Here is a 17288-nt window from a genome sequence, read left to right on the forward strand (position 1 = left end):
GCGAGGTAGCTTTTGAGATAGACGGGATCGCTGGCGGCTATCGCTTCGTCTCCACGGCGGTGAAATCGAGGTCGCGCGCGACGAACACGCTGACCGACACGCCTTGCTTGACGCGGAGCGTGCGCTGGATCTGGTCGCCATTGGTCAGTTGCGGGGTGGTGCCGCCGAGCGCGCCGGGCAGCGTCAGCACCGCGACCGAATTGCTGCTACCGATCCGCGACGCGAGCCCGACACCGACATTGAGCGTGGTCTGGAGCAGCGCGCTGGCGAACCGTTCGAGGAAATGGCTGTTGACCTTGCCCTTGATGCCGATGCGTCCGAGCGGGTCGGCCGAAGGCGAGGACAGAGCGATCGTCGCACCGTCGGGACGGACCAGCCGCGTCCAGATCACCAGCGCGCGATTCTGCCCGGGTTGGAGGTCGGCCTTGTATTCGCCGATCAAGCGGCTGCCGCGCGGGATCAGCACCTTGCTGCCGTCGAATCCGCGCACGTCGCGCGTGACCAGCGCGCGCGCCGGGCCCGGGCGCGTCGAATCGAGCGCGGTCTCGAGCACGGCCGGGATCAGCGTTCCCTGCGGCACCGTGGTCGCGCGATTGCGCAGGACCGAGGCGCGCGCGCGACCGCCGAGGGCCCCCGCGCTGCCGCCCGGGTTGGTCGTCGCCACGGCACCTTGCGCGCCGCCTTCGCCCGCCGGCGCCGCGGGGCCGGTCGCTTCGCCGGTCGTCGTGTCGAGTACCAGCACCGGCTCGGTCGACGCGCGCGGCGGCGGCGCCGGTGGCGCGACCGGCTGAGGCGGCGGCGGCGCCGGTACATAGACGATCCTGGGCTGTGCCGGCGGCGGCGGCGGGGGAGGCGGCGGTGGCGGGGCTGGCGGCGGTGGCGGCGCCGGTACCGGCGGAACGTACAGCGCCGGGGGCTCGGCGCCATTGCGCAGATCGGCGGTGCGCACCCGCGTCGCCGGCGCCGACAATTGGCGGCGGCGTCCGTCGAGGATCAGGAACAGGATCAGCGCGGCGACGACGATGCCGGCGGCGATCGCCCAATTGGGCAGGCCTCGGCCCGGGCGCGCGACCACCGGGCGCGCGCCGGGCTCGACCTCGACCGGCGGCGGCAGCGCGCGCGGATCCTGGCCGGCCACCGCCATCAGCGCGCCACCTGCGGCACCCGCGCCGCGGTCGCCATCTTCTTGTCGAGGCGGAAGACCAGTTTGTTGTTGATGCTGTCGAGCACGTAGCGCCCGTCGCGCATCGCGCCGTCGGCCAATGTCTCCTTGCCGTCGCGGTCGATCACGAACACCGCGGGCAGGGTCTGGCTGTCGCGCCAGATGATATAGGTCTTGGACCCGTCGTCGGAGATCGCGTCGGGCCGGATGTCCGCCGATCCCGCCAATTTGTAGCGCCCAGGCTCGACCGGCGCCGGGCCGGTATTGGCCGGGGTGGGCGGCGGCGGGAACTGGAAGCGGACGATATAGGGCGCGCTGCCCGGGCTGCCCGGCGACAGCTCGAAGACATAGGTGCGCGCGTCGGTCACCACCGTCATGTTGGTGGTGCTGCCTTGGATCGGCTTCAGGAATAGCCGGTCGCCGCGCTTGTTGGGCGTGACTTGCCAAGCGGCGCTATCGCCGACCGCGACATTCTCGATCCGCTCGTCGGGGGCGAATTCGACCGTCAGCTCGTAGCCGGTCGGGACCTGGAGCAACACGACCTGGTCGGCATCGTACATCACCGTCTGGATGCGCGGATCGCCGGCGCCTGGCTGCGGTCGCACCTGGGCATGCGCCGGCGCCGCCACGATCGCCGCGGCCAGCAGAAAAGCGGCAAAGCGCCTCAAAGCACGACCTCTGGGGTATTGGCGGGACGCGGCGCCGGGGTCGGCTGTGCGCCGGGAGCGAGCACTTGCGGCTGGCCCGACGCCGGCGGAGGTGGGGTGACGACGGCGGACGCCGGCGCCGGCGCGAGAGTCTCCTGGCTGCGATTGTAGCGGAAGACCTGGAATCCGAGTGGATTGACGAAGCGATCCTCGGCCCGCATCGGCCCGGTCGAGAAGCGATAGCTGATCACCACCACCCAGCTTTCGGGCGGCTGAACTTGCCCGCCCTGGTCGCGGCGCACCGTGTCGAACCGGACCAGCGCCTGGTTGCCGCCCATCGCGCTGATGCTCTTGACTCGCGTGTCGACGATCGTGCTGCGCGGGTAGCGCGCCAGCGGGCTCGCGGGATTGGCCGCCTGCATCGTGTTGACGTAATCGGCCCTGGCCACGTCGACCGACCACAATTGCACCTTGCGATACTGCGATTGCAGCGTGGTCGCGTCATAGCTTTCGCGCGCGATGACATATTGCACCAGGAACGACTGGGTCAGCGCGGTGTCGGGCGCGATCTTCTCGGCGTCGAGCGGCTTCAATTCCTGGACATAGCCGGTCTGCTTGTCGACCATCAGCGTATAGGGAACGACGGTCTTGAGCGGCATCAGCACGATCAGCGCGATCGCCTCGAACAAGGCGATCGCCACCGCCACGCCGGCGACGATCCACGCCGTGCGGCGCGACGCGCGCAGCATGTCCTGCCGGTCGTCGGCCCAGCTGTCCGCTTCGCGGTAATAAGCGTCGAGCGACTCGCGCGCGGCCTGTTTCATCTGTTGCTATCCCGCCGTGTTGCCCCGGCCGACACGCGCCCCCGCGTCCGCCGCCTGAAACTCTGGCCGAGCGGCACCGCGGCCGCAACGGCGATCTCTCGCGTATTGGTGGGCGAAATCGCCGCGCGGCCGAGCGAGGCCGGCGCCGGCTGCGCGGCGTGGCTCTCGCGCCGCTGCGTCGCGGCGACCGCATCGGCGATCGCGATCGCGCGCGAACGCTGGTCGTGGATATTGCCTTCTGCCGCGCTCGGCCCGGCGAGCAACGGCACCGCGGGCACCAGCCCGCCGACGATGCGCTCGCGGGCCTGCCCCCAATTGTCGGGAATGCGGAAGCCGTGCGCAACGCGCGCGACCGCGACCAGCACGGCGATCAGCGTGACCGCGAACACCAGCGACAGGGCAAGCAACTCGACCGGCACCGCGGGCGTCGCGATCTCCTGATGCCGCAGGTCCATCACCGCGGCGAGCCAGGGTTCGAGCAAGGCGAGCTCGACGCCGAGGACGATCGACGTGCCGAGTGCGCCGAGCGCCGCGCCGGCCAGCCCGCGCACCCAGCCTACGAACAGGCCGCGCGTCCCTGCGAACAACAGGAAGATCGCGAACAACGGGCCCAGCGCAAGCAACAGCCCGGCGAGCAACCGCACGCTGGCGAAAGCGGCGATCGTGCCCGACAGGAACAACGTTCGGGCGCTGCCCAGCAGCGACAGGTCGCGCGCCGGGTCCCAGCGCGCATGGCTGGCGAGATCCTGCAGCCGACGGCGCTCCTGCGCTTGCTGGTCCGGGGTCATCGGCTGGGTGGTCGGGCCCGTGACCAGGTCGGTATTGGGCGGCCGCCCGGTCCCGATCACGGTGAGTTCGGCGATTTCGTCGTCGATCACCTGCAGCCGCGCAACCAGTCCGCTGCCCGCACCCGGCAGACCCGACGCGCCGCCGATCGCGCCGGCCAGCTCGGCCGGCCCCTTCAGCGCGACGTCATAGGTAAGCGTGCGAAACGCTGGCCAGCTCGTCGCCAGCACCAGCACGACGCCCAATTTGACCGCGGTCAGTATGCCCGAGCGCACGTCGGGCGTGTCGCCCAGGATCAGGCGATAGCCGAACAAGGCGATGAAGATCGTCAGCACGCCGCCCAGCACCAGCGACGACGCCGATCCCCCCGCCGCCATCGCCTGATAGCCGGCCGCGCCCAAGGTCTGCGCCTGGCAATCGATATGGCCGAGCACGCTCGACAGGAACTGGCTGTCGTTGATCGCGGGGCAGGTCACCTGCATCACGCGCGCTCCAGCAAGGCGGGGATCCAGTCGGCGGGATCGTCGCCCTTGGCCGCGCGGATTTCGTCGAGCAGCCGCACCGTGCGTTCGCGGCCCGACAGGATGGTCAGGATATCGTGCTCGCCGGTCAAGTTGAGCCGCACGACGACGCTTTCGGTACCGTGCTTGATCAGGAAGCAATGCGCGTCGTCGGGCAAGGTCCGCACGATCTCGTATTCGTGCGGGGTCAGCCCGAAGCCGTCGATATAATCGGCCGCGCGCGCCTTGGGATTGGTCATGAAGATCTGCGTCGCGGCTTGCTCGATGATCGCCGAGGCGATCCGGCTCTCGAGCGCGTCTTGCGCGCTCTGCGTCGCGAAGCCGACGATGCCGTTCCTTTTACGGATCGTCTTTTCCCAATCCTTGATGCGGCGGACGAACACCTCGTCGTCCAATGCCTTCCACCCTTCGTCGACGACGATGATCGCCGCCGACCCGTCGAGCCGCTCCTCGACGCGGTGGAACAGATACATCATCGCCGGGGTGCGGACCGCGGGATCGTCGAGGATCTGGGTCATGTCGAACCCGACCGCCTCGGCCGATAGGTCGGTCAGGTCGCGCTCATTGTCGAACAGCCAGGCGCGCTCGCCCTCGCCCCACCAGGGCCTGAGCCGCGAATAGAGGTCGGCCGCGGTCGGGCGTGAGCCGCCGCGGAACAATTCGGCGAGGTGGCGCAGGCGGCGATGCTCGATCGGCTGATCGAAATTGGCGTCGATCGCGTCCTTGATCCGCGCCATCTCGTCGATATCGGCGCCGCCGGCCAATTGCGCGACCCAGTCGATCAGGAACTGGCGATTGGCCGGGCTGTCGTCGATCTGCAGCGGGTTGAGCCCGGCGGCGAGATCGGGGCGCAGCACGTCGTAGCGCCCGCCGATCGCGCGGATGAACAATTCGGCGCCGCGATCCTTGTCGAAGAAGATGATCCGCGGGTGGAATTTGCGCGCCTGGGCGAGCAGGAAATTGAGCACCACCGTCTTGCCCGATCCCGAGGGGCCGATGACGGTGAAATTGCCCAGGTCGCCCTGGTGGAAATTGAAATAATAAGGGCCGGCCGCAGTCGTCTCGAGCAGGCTGACCGCCTGGCCCCAATGGTTGGCCTCCGGCTTGCCCAGCGCGAAATTGTGGCTCGAGGCGAAGCCGGCGAAATTGCCGGTCGAGATCAGGCCGCGGCGTGCGATATATTTGAAGTTGCCGGGGAATTGCGCCCAGAAGGCGGGCTCGATCGCGATCTCCTCGCGCACCGCGATGATCCCCAGGTCGGACAGCGAGGCCTGGACCTCGGCGACGCCGGCATTGACCTCGTCGATCGTCTCGCCGTGCACCGCGACGGTCATGTGATGCTCGCCGAACCCGGCGCGGCCAGCAGCGACGTCGTCCTTGGCGTTGGACAGCTCGGCGCGCAGGCTGACGGCCTCATCCTCGGCCGAGCGCATCCGGCGGAGCGCGAGGTTCATCTTGCCGAGCGCGGCCTGGCGATCGACGAAGCCGAAGCTCTGCGACACGGTGATCTCGAACGGGAGCCGCAAGAGTTCGTCGAGCATCCCCGGCGCGGTCTGCGCGGGGTAATCCTTGATCGACACCATGCCGACGAAGCTGCGCGGCGTGTTGCCCGCCGGGCCGAGCTCGACCGTCTCCTCGCCGAAGCTGACGCGGCGATAGGGGAGATAGGCGCCGGCATCCTGCATCGGCATCAGCACCGGGCGCATCTCGGCATTGTACAGCGCAGAGAGGAATTCGAGCGGCTCGGAGCAGAAGCCGGCCTTGGTCTCATAGGCCGACAGCAGCCGCGGATCATAGCTGCCGAGCTGTGCCAGCAAGGCGTCGCGCGCGGTGTCGAGCTGGTGCACTTCGTGGCTGCGCGTCACGTCGGGATCGACCCCGGTCGAGCCGAACCAGCCGCGAATGCGATCGGCGATCCCGACGCGGCCCTGCATCGGCCGGCGGACCAGGGTCAGGAAGATGTCGTTGACGTAGAGCCGGCGCGCCGACAGCCGCGCGCGCCAGGCGGCGTCGAGCCGGGTCGAAAACTCGTCGGGGAATTTGTCGCTCAGCTGGGCATCGGCCTCGCGCCGGATGACGTGATGATAGACCGCGAAGCGCGACGACCCGATCGCCTGGAGCATCGCGTCGCGAAGCGACTTGCGGTAATTGATCTCGTCGGTGTCGGCGGTCTCGAACAGCAGGCCGCGCAACTGGATGACCTGCATCAGCAGGCCGTCGCGCGTCTCGATCGTGTGATCGTCGACGTGCCGCGCATAAGGCAGATGCGCGCCCGCCGCTTTCTCGCGAGCCACCGCTCGCCGGTCGCTGGTCAGGGGCGGTAGGAGTTGCATCGCCAGATCGCATAATTGCGGACGCGCGGGCAGCGACTGACCTTGGTCAGCCACAAGTCGAAAAAGCGCGGCTCGCGCACGCACAGGATCATGCCGACGACATGGATCAGGGCGGCCGCGGCCAGCACCCAGATCGAATGGAAGATCAGGAACAATTCGGTCGCGATGACGCCGTTGACGACGAAATAGCTATAGGTCACGCCCGCGAACATCTGCGGGCGCGTCAACGCGACGAACAAGGGATCGCGATCGAGCCCCCCGGCCATGGCTCAATTGCCCAAAGTGGCGGTGGACTGGATTCCCGCGACGATCGAGGCGGCGCCGAACAGGATGAAGCAGCCGACGATGACGGTCGCGCCATAGCGCCAGTTGATCCGCCCGGTCAGCATCAGGAAGCCGACCGAGGCGACCGCGATGATCGCGACCACGGTGGCGACGGTGCCGAGCAAGGTGCCCTGCAGCCAGCGCACCGCCGACACCAGCACGCCCGACCCGGCGGGATCGCCGACCGTTTCCTGCGCATAGGCGACGCTCGCGTTGATCGTGGCGCCCAACGCCACCAGCAGGGGAACAATCCGTGACTTGATCGAACGCAACACGCCTTACCCTCTCACTTGCTGGAGTGACGGCGCGCTGGACCGCATTTCGCGGTTTCAGGCACCCCCCACACCCGAGTCGCGGGTGTGCACCAGCGCGCCATGCGATTCAAGCGGCGCGCCTTTCCCGTCGTGAAACGTCGCGACGGCCAAATGCGTTGAGGAATCATGCCGTCCAGCGTGATCCGATCGTTCGACTACGACCCTGCCGAGCACCGGCTCGACATCCACTTCGTCAGCGGGCGGCTCTATTCCTATCTCGACGTTCCCGAACGCGTGGTCGCGGCGATGCGCCGCGCGACCTCCAAGGGCGGATTCTTCAACCGCCGCATCCGCGACCGCTATCGCTTCGTGAAGCGGTAGAGACCTCGATATTCAGACTGGCGTCCAGTCGTCATAATCCTCCCCTTGGCTGGGGAGGATAATTTGAATGTCGATGCGACCTGGGTTTATCCATCGGGCATGACAAAGATACGAGTCGGCATCGGCGGCTGGACCTACGAACCCTGGCGGGGGACCTTCTTTCCGGACAAATGGCCGCACAAGCGCGAGCTCGAATATGCCTCGCGCCAGCTGACCGCGATCGAGATCAACGGCACCTATTATTCGGGGTTCAAGCCGGCCACCTTCGCCGGCTGGCGAGAAGTCGTGCCAGACGACTTCGTCTTCACGGTCAAGGCGTCGCGTTTCTGCACCAATCGCAAGGTGCTGGCCGAAGGCGGCGAATCGATCGCCCGCTTCGTCGGCCAGGGCATAGTCGAGCTGGGACCGAAACTCGGCCCGATCCTGTGGCAGTTCATGGCGACCAAGAAATTCGACCCCGACGATTTCGGCGCCTTCCTCAAGCTGCTGCCCGCCAGTCACGGGGGCGTCGCATTGCGCCACGCGGTGCAAGTGCGGCACGACAGCTTCCATGTTCCCGCCTTCGTCGACCTGTGTCGCCAGGCCGGCGTCGCGATCATCTATGCCGAATCGGCCGACTATCCGGCGATCGCCGACGTCACCGCCGATTTTGTCTATGCCCGGCTGGAGAATGCGGTGGAGGAAGAGCCGCAGGGCTATTCCGCCGCCGCGCTCGACCGCTGGGTGGCGGTGGCGAAGGACTGGGCGGCGGGCGGGTCGCCCGACGGACTGCCTTATGTCGCCGACCCCGCGCCGAAGCGGCCGCGCGACACCTTCGTCTTCATGATCAACGGCGCCAAGGTCCGCGCGCCCGCCGCGGCGCAGGCTTTGATCGCGCGGTTGTAGGATTCTCCCGACCCCAAGCCGTCGTCTCCGCTTTCGCGGCGATGACGGGACGAATTCTGTCGTCAGGGCTTGGCCGGCGCCGCTGCCGTATTGCCCTGCAACGCCGCGGCCTCGAGCGTGTCGAGCGCGCGACGCGTCGCGACATAACGATTGGCGCCGTCGAGCCACGCCTTGGATTGCGCCGCGCCGGGCAGGCGCTTCACTTCCTCGACCGCGGCCTCGACCTGTTCCTGTGCGAGCAGGCGGCGGATCCGTGCCAGCCGTTCGCCCGGCACTGGCGACAGCGCGGTGCGCGGATGAATCACCACCAGGCTGCCGAGCATGCGCAGGAACGATCCGCCCCAACCGTCACCCGCCGGCCCCAATGCGAGTTGCGACCCGATCTGGTCTAGTCCCAGCCGCAGGTCCTCGACCGTGATCGGATGGCGCCCCGCGTCGATGATCGCGGCGACCTCATTGGGCCGGGTAGCGCCGAACCGGTCCTTCAATTGCTGTTCGAGATAGCCCAGGCCCAGCCCGCGATCGATCGCGCGGCGCGACGCGAAGGCGATCATCAGCCCTTCGGCACGCGTCGCATTGCCGTAGGAATTGGCGGCCTCTCCGGTCACCGCCGCGGTCCGCTGTTCGAGCGCGGTAAGCTCGGCGGCGAGCATCTGCTGGCGCGCCGACAGGGAGGCGGGATCGGTCGCGACGGGCGGGGCGACGATGACCTTGGTCGCGGCCGGGGCTGCCGTCTGGGGTTGCGGCGCGGGCGATGCCGGCATCAGGCGCCACGCGATCAATCCCGCGATCAGCAGGCCGACGACGAACGTGGCGAGTGCGATCCCGGCGGTCGCGGTCAAGGTCAGCTGCCGGTTCTGTTCCGGCGGGCTTGGCGCGATGTCGGTCATGGCGCCCTTATCCGTCGCGACGTGGAAGCGGTCAATCGGCCAGCGTGCGGGCGAGATCGATCAGTGCGGCATCCTCCGGCGTGCCGGCAACGGCGACCCGGTCCCAGCCGCCACCCGCCGCCTCGGCGGCCGCCGCGCTGATCGCCGCGAGCCGCACTCTGCGGCGGTCGAGCCCGGCGCGACCGGCCAGCTCGGCGACGCGGCGCGCGGCGCGCGGCGAATGGAGCAATGCCACCGATCCCGCGAGTCGATCGATCGCCGCGACCGCGATGGCGATCGGCTCGCTGGCATAGACCGCGATCGTCGCGGCGATGATCGGATGGTTGTCGACCGCGCGATGGCGCCCGCCGAGCAGCAAGGCGCGCCGCACGCCGCGCTCGGCGGCGGTCGCGAGCAAGGCGGCGCCGTCTCGTGCCCCGACCGCGACGACGTCGAGGCCCGCCCCGCGCGCGGCCGTAGCGGTCGCTTCGCCGACGGCGTGAACGGGAAGCTGTGCCAGCGCCGCGAGCCCCGACCCGGCGTGACGCACGGTATTGGCGCTGGTCAGCAGGAGAGCGTCGAACCGCGCGGGATCGGGCGTTGCCCAGTCGAGCGCCCGCACCTCGAACAGCGGCAGCCGGATCGCGGCCAGCCCGAGCGCCTCGATCCGGGCGACGGTCGCGGCGTTGCCCGGCTCGGGGCGCAGCACCGCGAGCGGGCGCGTCATCCGCCGAACCCCGCGCGCACCGCCGGGGTCGCACGCTCAAGCAAAGCGGTCGCCAGGTCGCGCGCCAGAGCCTCGCCGTCGAGGCCGGCGGCGTCGCCGGCGACATGCTCGGCGCCGTCTTCGGAGAACAATTCGCCGCGCAGCGTCAGCGTATCGCCGTCGGTCATCGCCAGCGCCCCGACCGGCGAATGGCAAGTCGCGCCGAGCGCCGCCAGGAACGCGCGCTCGCAGCGCACGGCTCGGCTGGTCGCCTGGTGGTCGATCGCAGCGAGCAAGCCTCGCGTCATGGCGTCATCGGCGCGGCATTCGATCCCCACTGCGCCTTGCGCCGGGGCGGGCAGCATCTCCTCGATCGCGATCGGCACGCCGACATCGTCGCGACCCAGTCGTGCGAGGCCCGCCGCGGCGAGCAAGGTGGCATCGGCCTCGCCCGCCGCCAGCTTGGCCAGCCGCGTGTCGACGTTGCCGCGGAACAGCACCACCGACAGGTCCGGCCGGGCGCGCCGCACCTGGGCGCTGCGCCGTGGGCTGCTGGTGCCGACCACCCCGCCGTGGCGGATCGCCGCCAGGCTGTCGACGCCGACCAGCCGGTCGCGGACATCGGCGCGTTCGAGCATCGCCGCGATAGTGATCGTGTCGGGCCGGATCGTCTCGACATCCTTCATCGAATGCACCGCCGCGTCGATCTCGCCATCGAGCAAGGCGCGATCGAGTTCCTTGGTCCACAACGCCTTGCCGCCGATTTCGGCCAGCGCGCGGTCCTGCACGCGGTCGCCGGTGGTCTTGATGACGTGGATCTCGCACGCGATGCCGTGCGCGGCGAACAGCGTGTCCTTCACCATATCGGCCTGGATAAGGGCCAGCGGCGATCCACGCGTGCCGAGCTTGAGGATGGTCATAGCCCAGCCTCTAGCGGGTCGTTTCGGTCGTGTCGAAGGGATGACACTGCGCCGAACTCTATCGTCGTCCCCGCGAAAGCGGGGACCCATCTCATGCCCTATCCCACCTTACGGTCGAAGTGGTTTGCCGATCGCGTCGGAGATGGGTCCCCGCTTTCGCGGGGATGACGTGGATGTGAACTGTCTGGCACCCTAGATCATTCCCCATGGCATGCCTTCGACAAGTCCAACCCGAACGGTGTAGGGCAATCCGATGACTCTGATCCTTGGCCTCGAATCCTCGTGCGACGAGACCGCGGCGGCGCTGGTGACCGGCGACCGGCGCATCCTGGCGCACAAGCTGGCCGGACAGGAAGCCGCGCACCGCCCCTTTGGCGGCGTCGTGCCAGAGATCGCCGCGCGCGCGCATGTCGAGGCGCTCGAGCCGCTGATCGAGGCGGCATTGGCCGAGGCAGGCTTGACGCTGGCGGACGTAGACGCGATCGCCGCGACCGCCGGCCCCGGGCTGATCGGCGGGGTGATGGTCGGGCTGGTCACCGGCAAGGCGCTCGCCCACGCGGCGGGCAAGCCGCTGGTCGCGGTCAATCATCTCGAGGGCCATGCGCTGAGCCCGCGGCTCGCCGATCCCGATCTCGATTTCCCCTACCTGCTGCTGCTCGTCTCGGGCGGGCATTGCCAATTGCTGCTGGTCGAGGGCGTCGGGCGCTATCGTCGTCTCGCCACCACGATCGACGACGCGGCCGGGGAGGCGTTCGACAAGACGGCCAAGATCCTCGGGCTCGGCTTTCCCGGCGGTCCCGCCGTCGAGCGCGCGGCGGCGCAGGGCAGGGACGTGGTACCGCTGCCGCGTCCGTTGGTCGGCTCGGCCGAGCCGCATTTCTCCTTCGCTGGATTGAAGAGCGCGGTGCTGCGCGCGCACGAGACCGGGCAATGGCGGGTCGAGGACATCGCCGCGAGCTTTCAGCAGGCGGCGGTCGATTGCCTCGTCGACCGCACGCGACGTCAATTGGGCGATACCGACGCGACGGCGCTGGTGGTCGCGGGCGGGGTCGCCGCGAACGGCGCGGTGCGCGCGGCGCTCGAATCGCTCGCTGGCGACTATGCCTTGCCGTTCAGCGTGCCGCCGCAATGGCTGTGCACCGACAATGCCGCGATGATCGCCTGGGCCGGCGCCGAGCGTTTCGCCGCGGGCTTCACCGATCCGCTCGACATCGCCGCGCGCCCGCGCTGGCCGCTCGACCCGGACGCGGAAAAGGTGCGCGGCGCGGGAGTGAAGGCATGAGTAGCAAGGCGGTTGGTGTCGTTGGTGGCGGGGCGTGGGGCACGGCGTTGGCACAAGTCGCGGCCTCGGCCGGTCGTGACGTGCGGCTGTGGGCGCGCGAACCGGAAGTGATCGGTGCGATCAACGGAACGCGCCAAAATTCGCTTTTCTTGCCGAACATTGATCTCTCTCCGCGTATCGAGGCAACCGACGATATCACTTGGGTCGGCGAGGCGGAGGTGGTGCTGGTGGTTACGCCGGCACAACATATGCGTTCTGTGCTCGCCGACATGCCTTGCCATGGGCAACCACTGGTCCTGTGTTCCAAGGGCATCGAAGCGGGCAGCTTCAAATTGCTCCATGAGGTTGCATCCGAAGAAGTAGACGGTTCTCCGATCGCGGTATTGTCCGGACCTACTTTCGCGCACGAAGTTGCCGCCGGATTGCCAACGGCGGTTACGTTGGCTGCCGATGACCTAGATCTTGCCGGCTATCTTGCCGAGTTAATCGGCCGACCCACCTTCCGTATCTATGCCTCGGACGACGCCATCGGCGCGGAGATCGGCGGCGCTGTCAAGAATGTGCTGGCGATCGCCTGCGGCGTGGTCGAGGGTGCCGGGCTCGGCCAGAATGCGCGCGCCGCCTTGATCGCGCGCGGGTTCGCCGAGATGACGCGGTTCGGGCTGGCGCGCGGGGCGCGAGCGGAAACCATGGCGGGACTGTCGGGGCTCGGTGACCTCGTCCTGACCTGTTCCTCGACCAGCAGCCGCAATTTCTCGCTCGGCGTCGGGCTGGGCGAGGGGCGTTCGGCGCGCGAGTTGCTCGCGGATCGCCGCACCGTGGCCGAAGGCGCGTTCACCGCGCCGGTGTTGCGCGAAGCGGCGGCAGAGGCGGGGATCGACATGCCGGTGTCGGAAGCGGTCTGCGCGTTGCTCGACGGTGCGCCGGTCGGTGACGTCATCGGCGCCCTTCTGTCCCGCCCTCTCCGTGACGAACGGGGCTAACCCAGTACGTCATCCCGGCCTTGTGCCGGGATCCGCCGTGCTACCCGTCATGCCATTGAGCCCCTTGTCCATGACGCGGGGCCAGGCAGACCCCGGCACAAGGCCGGGTTGACGGTGCAGGGTTGGAGGGTTCAGGGCTTCCGAAACTTATAGATAAATTGGTCAGTGTGCCCGCGGATCGCCTTGTCGAACACCGGCTTGCTGTGATCGTCCTGCGGATTGGCCAGCAATTTCGATTCTCCGGCGAACACAAATCCCGCCGCGGTGACCTGCTTGCGGACGATCTCGGGATCGATCCGGTGCAGCGTGTCGGTGTCGCGCAGTCCCGATCCCGCGGCCGCGACATGGTCGATAATCAGATAGATGCCGCCCGGCTTGAGCGCGTCGAACGCCGCCTTGTTGAGCAAGGCGGGATCGGTCGGGCCCATGAATTTGTCGGGATAATCGTGATAGTTTTGCGAAGTGAAGACCAGGTCGACCTTCTCCGGCACGGCCAGGCTGGTCGCCGGCTGGGTGCTCGCCGACACATTGGCGAAGGCCGGGCTGCCGGCGAGCGCGGCATAAGTTTTGACATCGCTCGCCGCTTCATGCGCGTAGGGCTCGGCCCAGATGCCGTAGACATGCCCGGTCGGCCCGACGATCCGCGCGAAGGTGCGCGTCCAATAGCCGCCGCCCGGGATCAGGTCGATGACCTTGTCGCCCGCCTTCAGCCCGGCGAACGCCGCGATCTCCGGGCCGTGACGGCGCGCATCCGCCGCGACGTCGCGCGCCAGCCGGGTGTCGGCGGTCGCCGTGTTGCCGGTATCCCATTTGGCCGTGCAGCCGCCCAGCATCGCGATGCCCATCAGCACCGCCAGCCCGGCCCGCATCACTTGAGCGGCTTCCGGAACTTGTAGACGAACTGGTCGGTATGGCCGCGGATCGCGGGGTCGAACACCTTGAGGCTGTGATCGTCCTTGGGATTGGCCAGGACTTTGGACTCGCCGGCGAAGGTGAAGCCGGCGGCGAGCACTTCCTTCTTGACGATCGCCGGGTCGATCCGGTGCAGCGTCTCGGTATCGGAAAGGCCGCTGCCCGCGGGAGCGACATGGTCGATCACGACATAGGTGCCGCCGGGCTTGAGCGCCTTGAACACCGCGGCGTTGAACGCGTTGAGCGCCGCCTCTCCGCGGCCGCCATTGGAGATGTCGTGATAATTCTGGACGGTCCAGACCAGGTCCGCCGGCTTGTCGAGCGTGATCATCGCCGGGTCGCGCGCGGCGGTGACGTTGCCCAGCTTGCGTCCGTTCATCGCGTCGATCGTGGCGTTGGCGCCGGCGCCCGCGACGCTCGGCCACAGCGCATAGACATGGCCGGCCGGGCCGACCACGCCGGTGAAGATGCGCGTCCAATAGCCCTGGCCCGGCAGGTAATCGACCACCCGCCAGCCGGGCTTCACGCCCGAGAATGCGACCACGGCGGCCGCCTGGCGCCGGGCGTCGTCATTGGCCTGATCGGCACGCGCGGGATCGGCCAATGCCTTGGCGATCGTCGGCGATCCGTCCGATTTCGCCATCACGCCGACCGGCACCGCGACCGCGGCAGCCGCCGCCAACAGGATTCCAAAGCGCATCGACCCTCTCCCCGTGACCATGGTTCAGTGACAATCGTTACGCCCTTGATCTAGATCGGCGCGGCGGCGGTTCAATGCCCGCGGCGCGTCACACGTCCAAATTGGCGACGTTCAGCGCATTCTCCTGGATGAATTCGCGGCGCGGCTCGACCACGTCGCCCATCAATCGGGTGAAGATCTCGTCGGCGACGTCGGCCTGGTCGACCGCGACCTTGAGCATCGAGCGGTTGGTCGGATCGAGCGTGGTTTCCCACAATTGCTCGGGATTCATCTCGCCCAGCCCCTTGTAGCGCTGGATCGACAGGCCCTTGCGCCCCGCCGCCAGGACGGCCTCGAGCAATTGCGACGGCCGCGCGATCAGCGCCTCGCCCTTGCCGACGGTGACCGGCAGCTCCTCGCCGTCCTCGTCGGTCTCGACGGCCTCCTCGGCCGCCGTTGCGCCCTTGTTCGGGACCAATTTAGTCGGCGCGGCATAAGCGTCGGCCTGTTCGGCGGCCAGCGCGTGGAGCTTGCGCCCCTCGGCCGAGGTCAGGAACGCCGCCTCGATGATGTGATGGTCGGTGACGCCGCGCCACAACCGCTCGAAATGAAGCGAACCTTCGCCGGTGACACGTGCCGACCAGGTCGCCTCGGGATCGCCCGCGTCGAGCCGCGCGGTCGCCGTCGCCAGCCGCTCGGCGCGCTCAGCGCTGCTCGCTTCGGGATCGAGCACGCGACCGAGTGCGAGGCCTTCGATGATCACCGGATCGTAGCGCCGCGGAACGAAGCGCATCAGCGTCCGCATGCGGCGGGCATGTTCGACCAGATGACGCAGCGCGTCGCCCCCGCCGATGCTCTCCAGCGCGCTCGCCGCGACGCCGGCTTCGACCAGATATTCGTCGAGCGCGGCCTCGTCCTTGAGATACACTTCCGAGCGCCCGCGCGTCGCTTTGTAGAGCGGCGGCTGCGCGATGTAGAGGTGTCCGGCCTCGATGATCTCGGGCATCTGGCGATAGAAGAAGGTCAGCAGCAAGGTGCGGATGTGCGCGCCGTCGACATCGGCGTCGGTCATGATGACGATCTTGTGGTAGCGCAGCTTTTCCAGGTTGAAGTCGTCGCGCCCGATGCCGGTGCCCATCGCCTGGATCAGCGTGCCGATCTCCTTCGACGACAGCATGCGGTCGAACCGCGCGCGCTCGACGTTGAGGATCTTTCCGCGCAGCGGCAGGATCGCCTGGAAATGGCGGTCGCGGCCCTGTTTGGCCGAGCCGCCGGCCGAATCGCCCTCGACCAGGAACAGCTCCGACTTGGCCGGATCCTTCTCCTGGCAATCGGCAAGCTTGCCCGGCAAGCTGGCGATGCCCAGTACCGACTTGCGGCTCGCCTCGCGCGCCTTGCGCGCGGCTTCGCGCGCGGCGGCGGCGTCGATGATCTTCTGGATGATCTGACGCGCATTGGCCGGATTCTCTTCCAGCCACTCGGCCATCTTGTCGGCGAGCAGGCTTTCGAGCGGTTGGCGCACCTCGGACGAGACGAGCTTGTCCTTGGTCTGCGAGCTGAACTTGGGGTCGGGCAGCTTCACGGAGACGATCGCGGTCAGCCCCTCGCGCATGTCGTCGCCCTGGAGCGTGACCTTCTCCTTCTTCATCAGCCCCGATTTCTCGGCGTAATTGTTGATCGTGCGGGTCAGCGCCGAGCGGAACGCGGCGAGATGGGTGCCGCCGTCACGCTGCGGGATGTTGTTGGTGAAGCATAGGACGTTCTCGTAATAGGAGTCGTTCCACTCGAGCGCGACGTCGATGCCGATATCTTCGCGCTGGCCGGAGATCGCGATCGGATCGGGGAACAGCGGCGTCTTGGTGCGGTCGAGCCACTTCACGAACGCGGCGATGCCGCCTTCGTAATAGAGTTCGATCGTCTTGACGTCCTCATGCCGCGCGTCGGTCAGGAACAGTCGCACGCCCGAATTGAGGAAGGCGAGCTCGCGATAGCGATGCTCGAGCTTCTCGAAGTCGAATTCGGTGATCTTGAACGTGGCCGGGCTCGGCAGGAAGGTGACGCGGGTGCCCTTCTTGCCTTCGGCCTTGCCGACGACCTTGAGCGGAGCGACGGCATCGCCATGGGCGAAGCGCATGTAATGCTCCTCGCCGTCGCGCCAGATCGTCAGGTCGAGCCATTCGCTGAGCGCATTGACCACCGACACGCCGACGCCGTGCAGGCCGCCCGAAACCTTATAGGCATTGTCGTCAGACGTGTTCTCGAACTTACCCCCGGCATGGAGCTGGGTCATGATGACCTCGGCCGCCGACACGCCTTCCTCGGGGTGGATGCCGGTCGGAATGCCGCGGCCGTTGTCGGTGACGCTGACCGATCCATCCGGGTTCAGCGCAATGTCGATGCGGTCGCAATGACCGGCCAACGCCTCGTCGATCGCGTTGTCGGAGACCTCGAACACCATGTGGTGGAGACCCGATCCGTCGTCGGTATCGCCGATATACATGCCGGGGCGCTTGCGGACGGCGTCGAGGCCTTTGAGCACCTTGATCGACTCGGCGCCATATTCTGAATTCTGCGGGGGTGTTGCCATAGCGAGCATATAGGGAGTCGCCCCCGTAAACGGAAGCGAAATGGGCGAGTCGCGCACGGCTTTCCGGCGAGTCGATCCGGGACCGGATCGCCGTGGTTTCAGCGTTCCCTGACTCGCTGGTTCATCGTCTGGCCGCCACCGACCGCGTCGATGCTGATGTCGGGCGGCAGGGTCGACGTACAGACCGCGTTCGCCATCGCTGCGCCGACGCTGCCGTCGCGGATCGGGCGATA

General features: G+C 68.1%; 17 protein-coding genes. 4 read left to right on the forward strand and 13 right to left on the reverse strand.

The annotated features are described in order from the left end of the window. Positions 1–37: 37 nt before the first annotated feature. From ACTHJR_RS09265 to ACTHJR_RS09295, 7 genes are read right to left on the reverse strand one after another with little or no spacing between them, the layout of a single operon-like run. A complete protein-coding gene (locus tag ACTHJR_RS09265; protein WP_440522863.1) occupies positions 38–1144 on the reverse strand; it encodes a TrbI/VirB10 family protein in 1107 nt (368 codons plus the stop codon). Beyond that, a complete protein-coding gene (locus ACTHJR_RS09270) occupies positions 1144–1830 on the reverse strand; it encodes a TrbG/VirB9 family P-type conjugative transfer protein (protein WP_440522864.1) in 687 nt (228 codons plus the stop codon). Before ACTHJR_RS09270 ends, ACTHJR_RS09265 begins: the two co-directional genes overlap by 1 nt. After that, positions 1827–2633: a virB8 family protein gene (locus ACTHJR_RS09275; RefSeq protein ID WP_440522866.1), complete on the reverse strand. Its 807-nt coding sequence runs from the start codon at positions 2631–2633 to the stop codon at positions 1827–1829. Before ACTHJR_RS09275 ends, ACTHJR_RS09270 begins: the two co-directional genes overlap by 4 nt. Next, entirely contained in the window at positions 2630–3901 is a 1272-nt protein-coding gene (locus ACTHJR_RS09280) for a type IV secretion system protein (protein ID WP_440522878.1), read from the reverse strand. Before ACTHJR_RS09280 ends, ACTHJR_RS09275 begins: the two co-directional genes overlap by 4 nt. Further along, positions 3901–6273, reverse strand: coding sequence for a VirB4 family type IV secretion/conjugal transfer ATPase (locus tag ACTHJR_RS09285; protein WP_440522867.1), 2373 nt, complete (start codon positions 6271–6273; stop codon positions 3901–3903). The genes ACTHJR_RS09280 and ACTHJR_RS09285 overlap by 1 nt, the downstream gene beginning before the upstream one ends. Beyond that, on the reverse strand, positions 6252–6539 hold the full coding sequence (locus ACTHJR_RS09290; protein ID WP_440522868.1) for a type IV secretion system protein VirB3: 288 nt from the start codon (positions 6537–6539) through the stop codon (positions 6252–6254). The genes ACTHJR_RS09285 and ACTHJR_RS09290 overlap by 22 nt, the downstream gene beginning before the upstream one ends. Positions 6540–6542: 3 nt before the next feature. Beyond that, complete coding sequence (locus ACTHJR_RS09295; protein ID WP_440522879.1) at positions 6543–6860, reverse strand: TrbC/VirB2 family protein; 318 nt, start codon at positions 6858–6860, stop codon at positions 6543–6545. 177 nt (positions 6861–7037) lie between these two features. On the opposite strand from ACTHJR_RS09295, the gene ACTHJR_RS09300 reads away from it, so the two are divergent. Both ACTHJR_RS09300 and ACTHJR_RS09305 read left to right on the forward strand, forming a co-directional pair. Beyond that, positions 7038–7232 (forward strand): KTSC domain-containing protein, encoded by a 195-nt coding sequence (locus ACTHJR_RS09300; protein ID WP_440522869.1) that lies wholly within the window; start codon positions 7038–7040, stop codon positions 7230–7232. 99 nt (positions 7233–7331) lie between these two features. Then, positions 7332–8117 (forward strand): DUF72 domain-containing protein, encoded by a 786-nt coding sequence (locus ACTHJR_RS09305; protein WP_440522870.1) that lies wholly within the window; start codon positions 7332–7334, stop codon positions 8115–8117. 62 nt (positions 8118–8179) lie between these two features. Here the strand turns inward: ACTHJR_RS09305 and ACTHJR_RS09310 are convergent, their stop codons facing one another. From ACTHJR_RS09310 to hemC, 3 genes are read right to left on the reverse strand one after another with little or no spacing between them, the layout of a single operon-like run. Next, positions 8180–9007, reverse strand: coding sequence for a hypothetical protein (locus ACTHJR_RS09310; protein ID WP_440522871.1), 828 nt, complete (start codon positions 9005–9007; stop codon positions 8180–8182). 31 nt (positions 9008–9038) lie between these two features. Then, on the reverse strand, positions 9039–9713 hold the full coding sequence (locus ACTHJR_RS09315) for a uroporphyrinogen-III synthase (protein ID WP_440522872.1): 675 nt from the start codon (positions 9711–9713) through the stop codon (positions 9039–9041). Continuing rightward, the gene (gene hemC / locus ACTHJR_RS09320; protein WP_440522873.1) at positions 9710–10612 is read right to left on the reverse strand and encodes a hydroxymethylbilane synthase; all 903 of its coding nucleotides are present in this window, start codon (positions 10610–10612) and stop codon (positions 9710–9712) included. Before hemC ends, ACTHJR_RS09315 begins: the two co-directional genes overlap by 4 nt. 253 nt (positions 10613–10865) lie before the next feature. Here hemC and tsaD point away from each other — a divergent pair, with 253 nt between their 5' ends. Together tsaD and ACTHJR_RS09330 are read left to right on the forward strand one after the other, a co-directional pair. Further along, positions 10866–11894 carry a tRNA (adenosine(37)-N6)-threonylcarbamoyltransferase complex transferase subunit TsaD gene (gene tsaD, locus ACTHJR_RS09325; protein ID WP_440522874.1) on the forward strand — a complete coding sequence of 343 codons (1029 nt, stop codon included), beginning with the start codon at positions 10866–10868 and terminating at the stop codon, positions 11892–11894. Beyond that, positions 11891–12877, forward strand: coding sequence for an NAD(P)H-dependent glycerol-3-phosphate dehydrogenase (locus ACTHJR_RS09330; protein WP_440522875.1), 987 nt, complete (start codon positions 11891–11893; stop codon positions 12875–12877). The genes tsaD and ACTHJR_RS09330 overlap by 4 nt, the downstream gene beginning before the upstream one ends. Positions 12878–13008: 131 nt before the next feature. On the opposite strand, the gene ACTHJR_RS09335 is transcribed toward ACTHJR_RS09330, so the two are convergent. The 3 genes from ACTHJR_RS09335 to gyrB all read right to left on the reverse strand — a co-directional run bounded on the left by ACTHJR_RS09335 (position 13009) and on the right by gyrB (position 17064). Further along, entirely contained in the window at positions 13009–13746 is a 738-nt protein-coding gene (locus ACTHJR_RS09335) for a class I SAM-dependent methyltransferase (protein ID WP_440522880.1), read from the reverse strand. Beyond that, positions 13746–14489, reverse strand: coding sequence for a class I SAM-dependent methyltransferase (locus ACTHJR_RS09340; RefSeq protein ID WP_440522876.1), 744 nt, complete (start codon positions 14487–14489; stop codon positions 13746–13748). The genes ACTHJR_RS09335 and ACTHJR_RS09340 overlap by 1 nt, the downstream gene beginning before the upstream one ends. Before the next feature lie 88 nt (positions 14490–14577). Continuing rightward, on the reverse strand, positions 14578–17064 hold the full coding sequence (gyrB, locus tag ACTHJR_RS09345; RefSeq protein WP_440522877.1) for a DNA topoisomerase (ATP-hydrolyzing) subunit B: 2487 nt from the start codon (positions 17062–17064) through the stop codon (positions 14578–14580). Between the last annotated feature and the right edge of the window lie 224 nt (positions 17065–17288).

The organism is Sphingomonas sp. (genome assembly GCF_051962185.1).
Classification (GTDB): domain Bacteria; phylum Pseudomonadota; class Alphaproteobacteria; order Sphingomonadales; family Sphingomonadaceae; genus Sphingomonas.

Excerpts from the sequence above, each read along its gene's own strand:
- ACTHJR_RS09265 (WP_440522863.1), bottom strand. The coding sequence starts at position 1,144 with ATGGCGGTGGCCGGCCAGGATCCGCGCGCGCTGCCGCCGCCGGTCGAG.
- ACTHJR_RS09275 (WP_440522866.1), bottom strand. The coding sequence starts at position 2,633 with ATGAAACAGGCCGCGCGCGAGTCGCTCGACGCTTATTACCGCGAAGCG.
- ACTHJR_RS09280 (WP_440522878.1), bottom strand. The coding sequence starts at position 3,901 with ATGCAGGTGACCTGCCCCGCGATCAACGACAGCCAGTTCCTGTCGAGC.
- ACTHJR_RS09285 (WP_440522867.1), bottom strand. The coding sequence starts at position 6,273 with ATGCAACTCCTACCGCCCCTGACCAGCGACCGGCGAGCGGTGGCTCGC.
- ACTHJR_RS09290 (WP_440522868.1), bottom strand. The coding sequence starts at position 6,539 with ATGGCCGGGGGGCTCGATCGCGATCCCTTGTTCGTCGCGTTGACGCGC.
- ACTHJR_RS09300 (WP_440522869.1), top strand. The coding sequence starts at position 7,038 with ATGCCGTCCAGCGTGATCCGATCGTTCGACTACGACCCTGCCGAGCAC.
- ACTHJR_RS09305 (WP_440522870.1), top strand. The coding sequence starts at position 7,332 with ATGACAAAGATACGAGTCGGCATCGGCGGCTGGACCTACGAACCCTGG.
- ACTHJR_RS09310 (WP_440522871.1), bottom strand. The coding sequence starts at position 9,007 with ATGACCGACATCGCGCCAAGCCCGCCGGAACAGAACCGGCAGCTGACC.
- ACTHJR_RS09315 (WP_440522872.1), bottom strand. The coding sequence starts at position 9,713 with ATGACGCGCCCGCTCGCGGTGCTGCGCCCCGAGCCGGGCAACGCCGCG.
- hemC (WP_440522873.1), bottom strand. The coding sequence starts at position 10,612 with ATGACCATCCTCAAGCTCGGCACGCGTGGATCGCCGCTGGCCCTTATC.
- tsaD (WP_440522874.1), top strand. The coding sequence starts at position 10,866 with ATGACTCTGATCCTTGGCCTCGAATCCTCGTGCGACGAGACCGCGGCG.
- ACTHJR_RS09330 (WP_440522875.1), top strand. The coding sequence starts at position 11,891 with ATGAGTAGCAAGGCGGTTGGTGTCGTTGGTGGCGGGGCGTGGGGCACG.
- ACTHJR_RS09335 (WP_440522880.1), bottom strand. The coding sequence starts at position 13,746 with ATGCGGGCCGGGCTGGCGGTGCTGATGGGCATCGCGATGCTGGGCGGC.
- ACTHJR_RS09340 (WP_440522876.1), bottom strand. The coding sequence starts at position 14,489 with ATGCGCTTTGGAATCCTGTTGGCGGCGGCTGCCGCGGTCGCGGTGCCG.
- gyrB (WP_440522877.1), bottom strand. The coding sequence starts at position 17,064 with ATGCTCGCTATGGCAACACCCCCGCAGAATTCAGAATATGGCGCCGAG.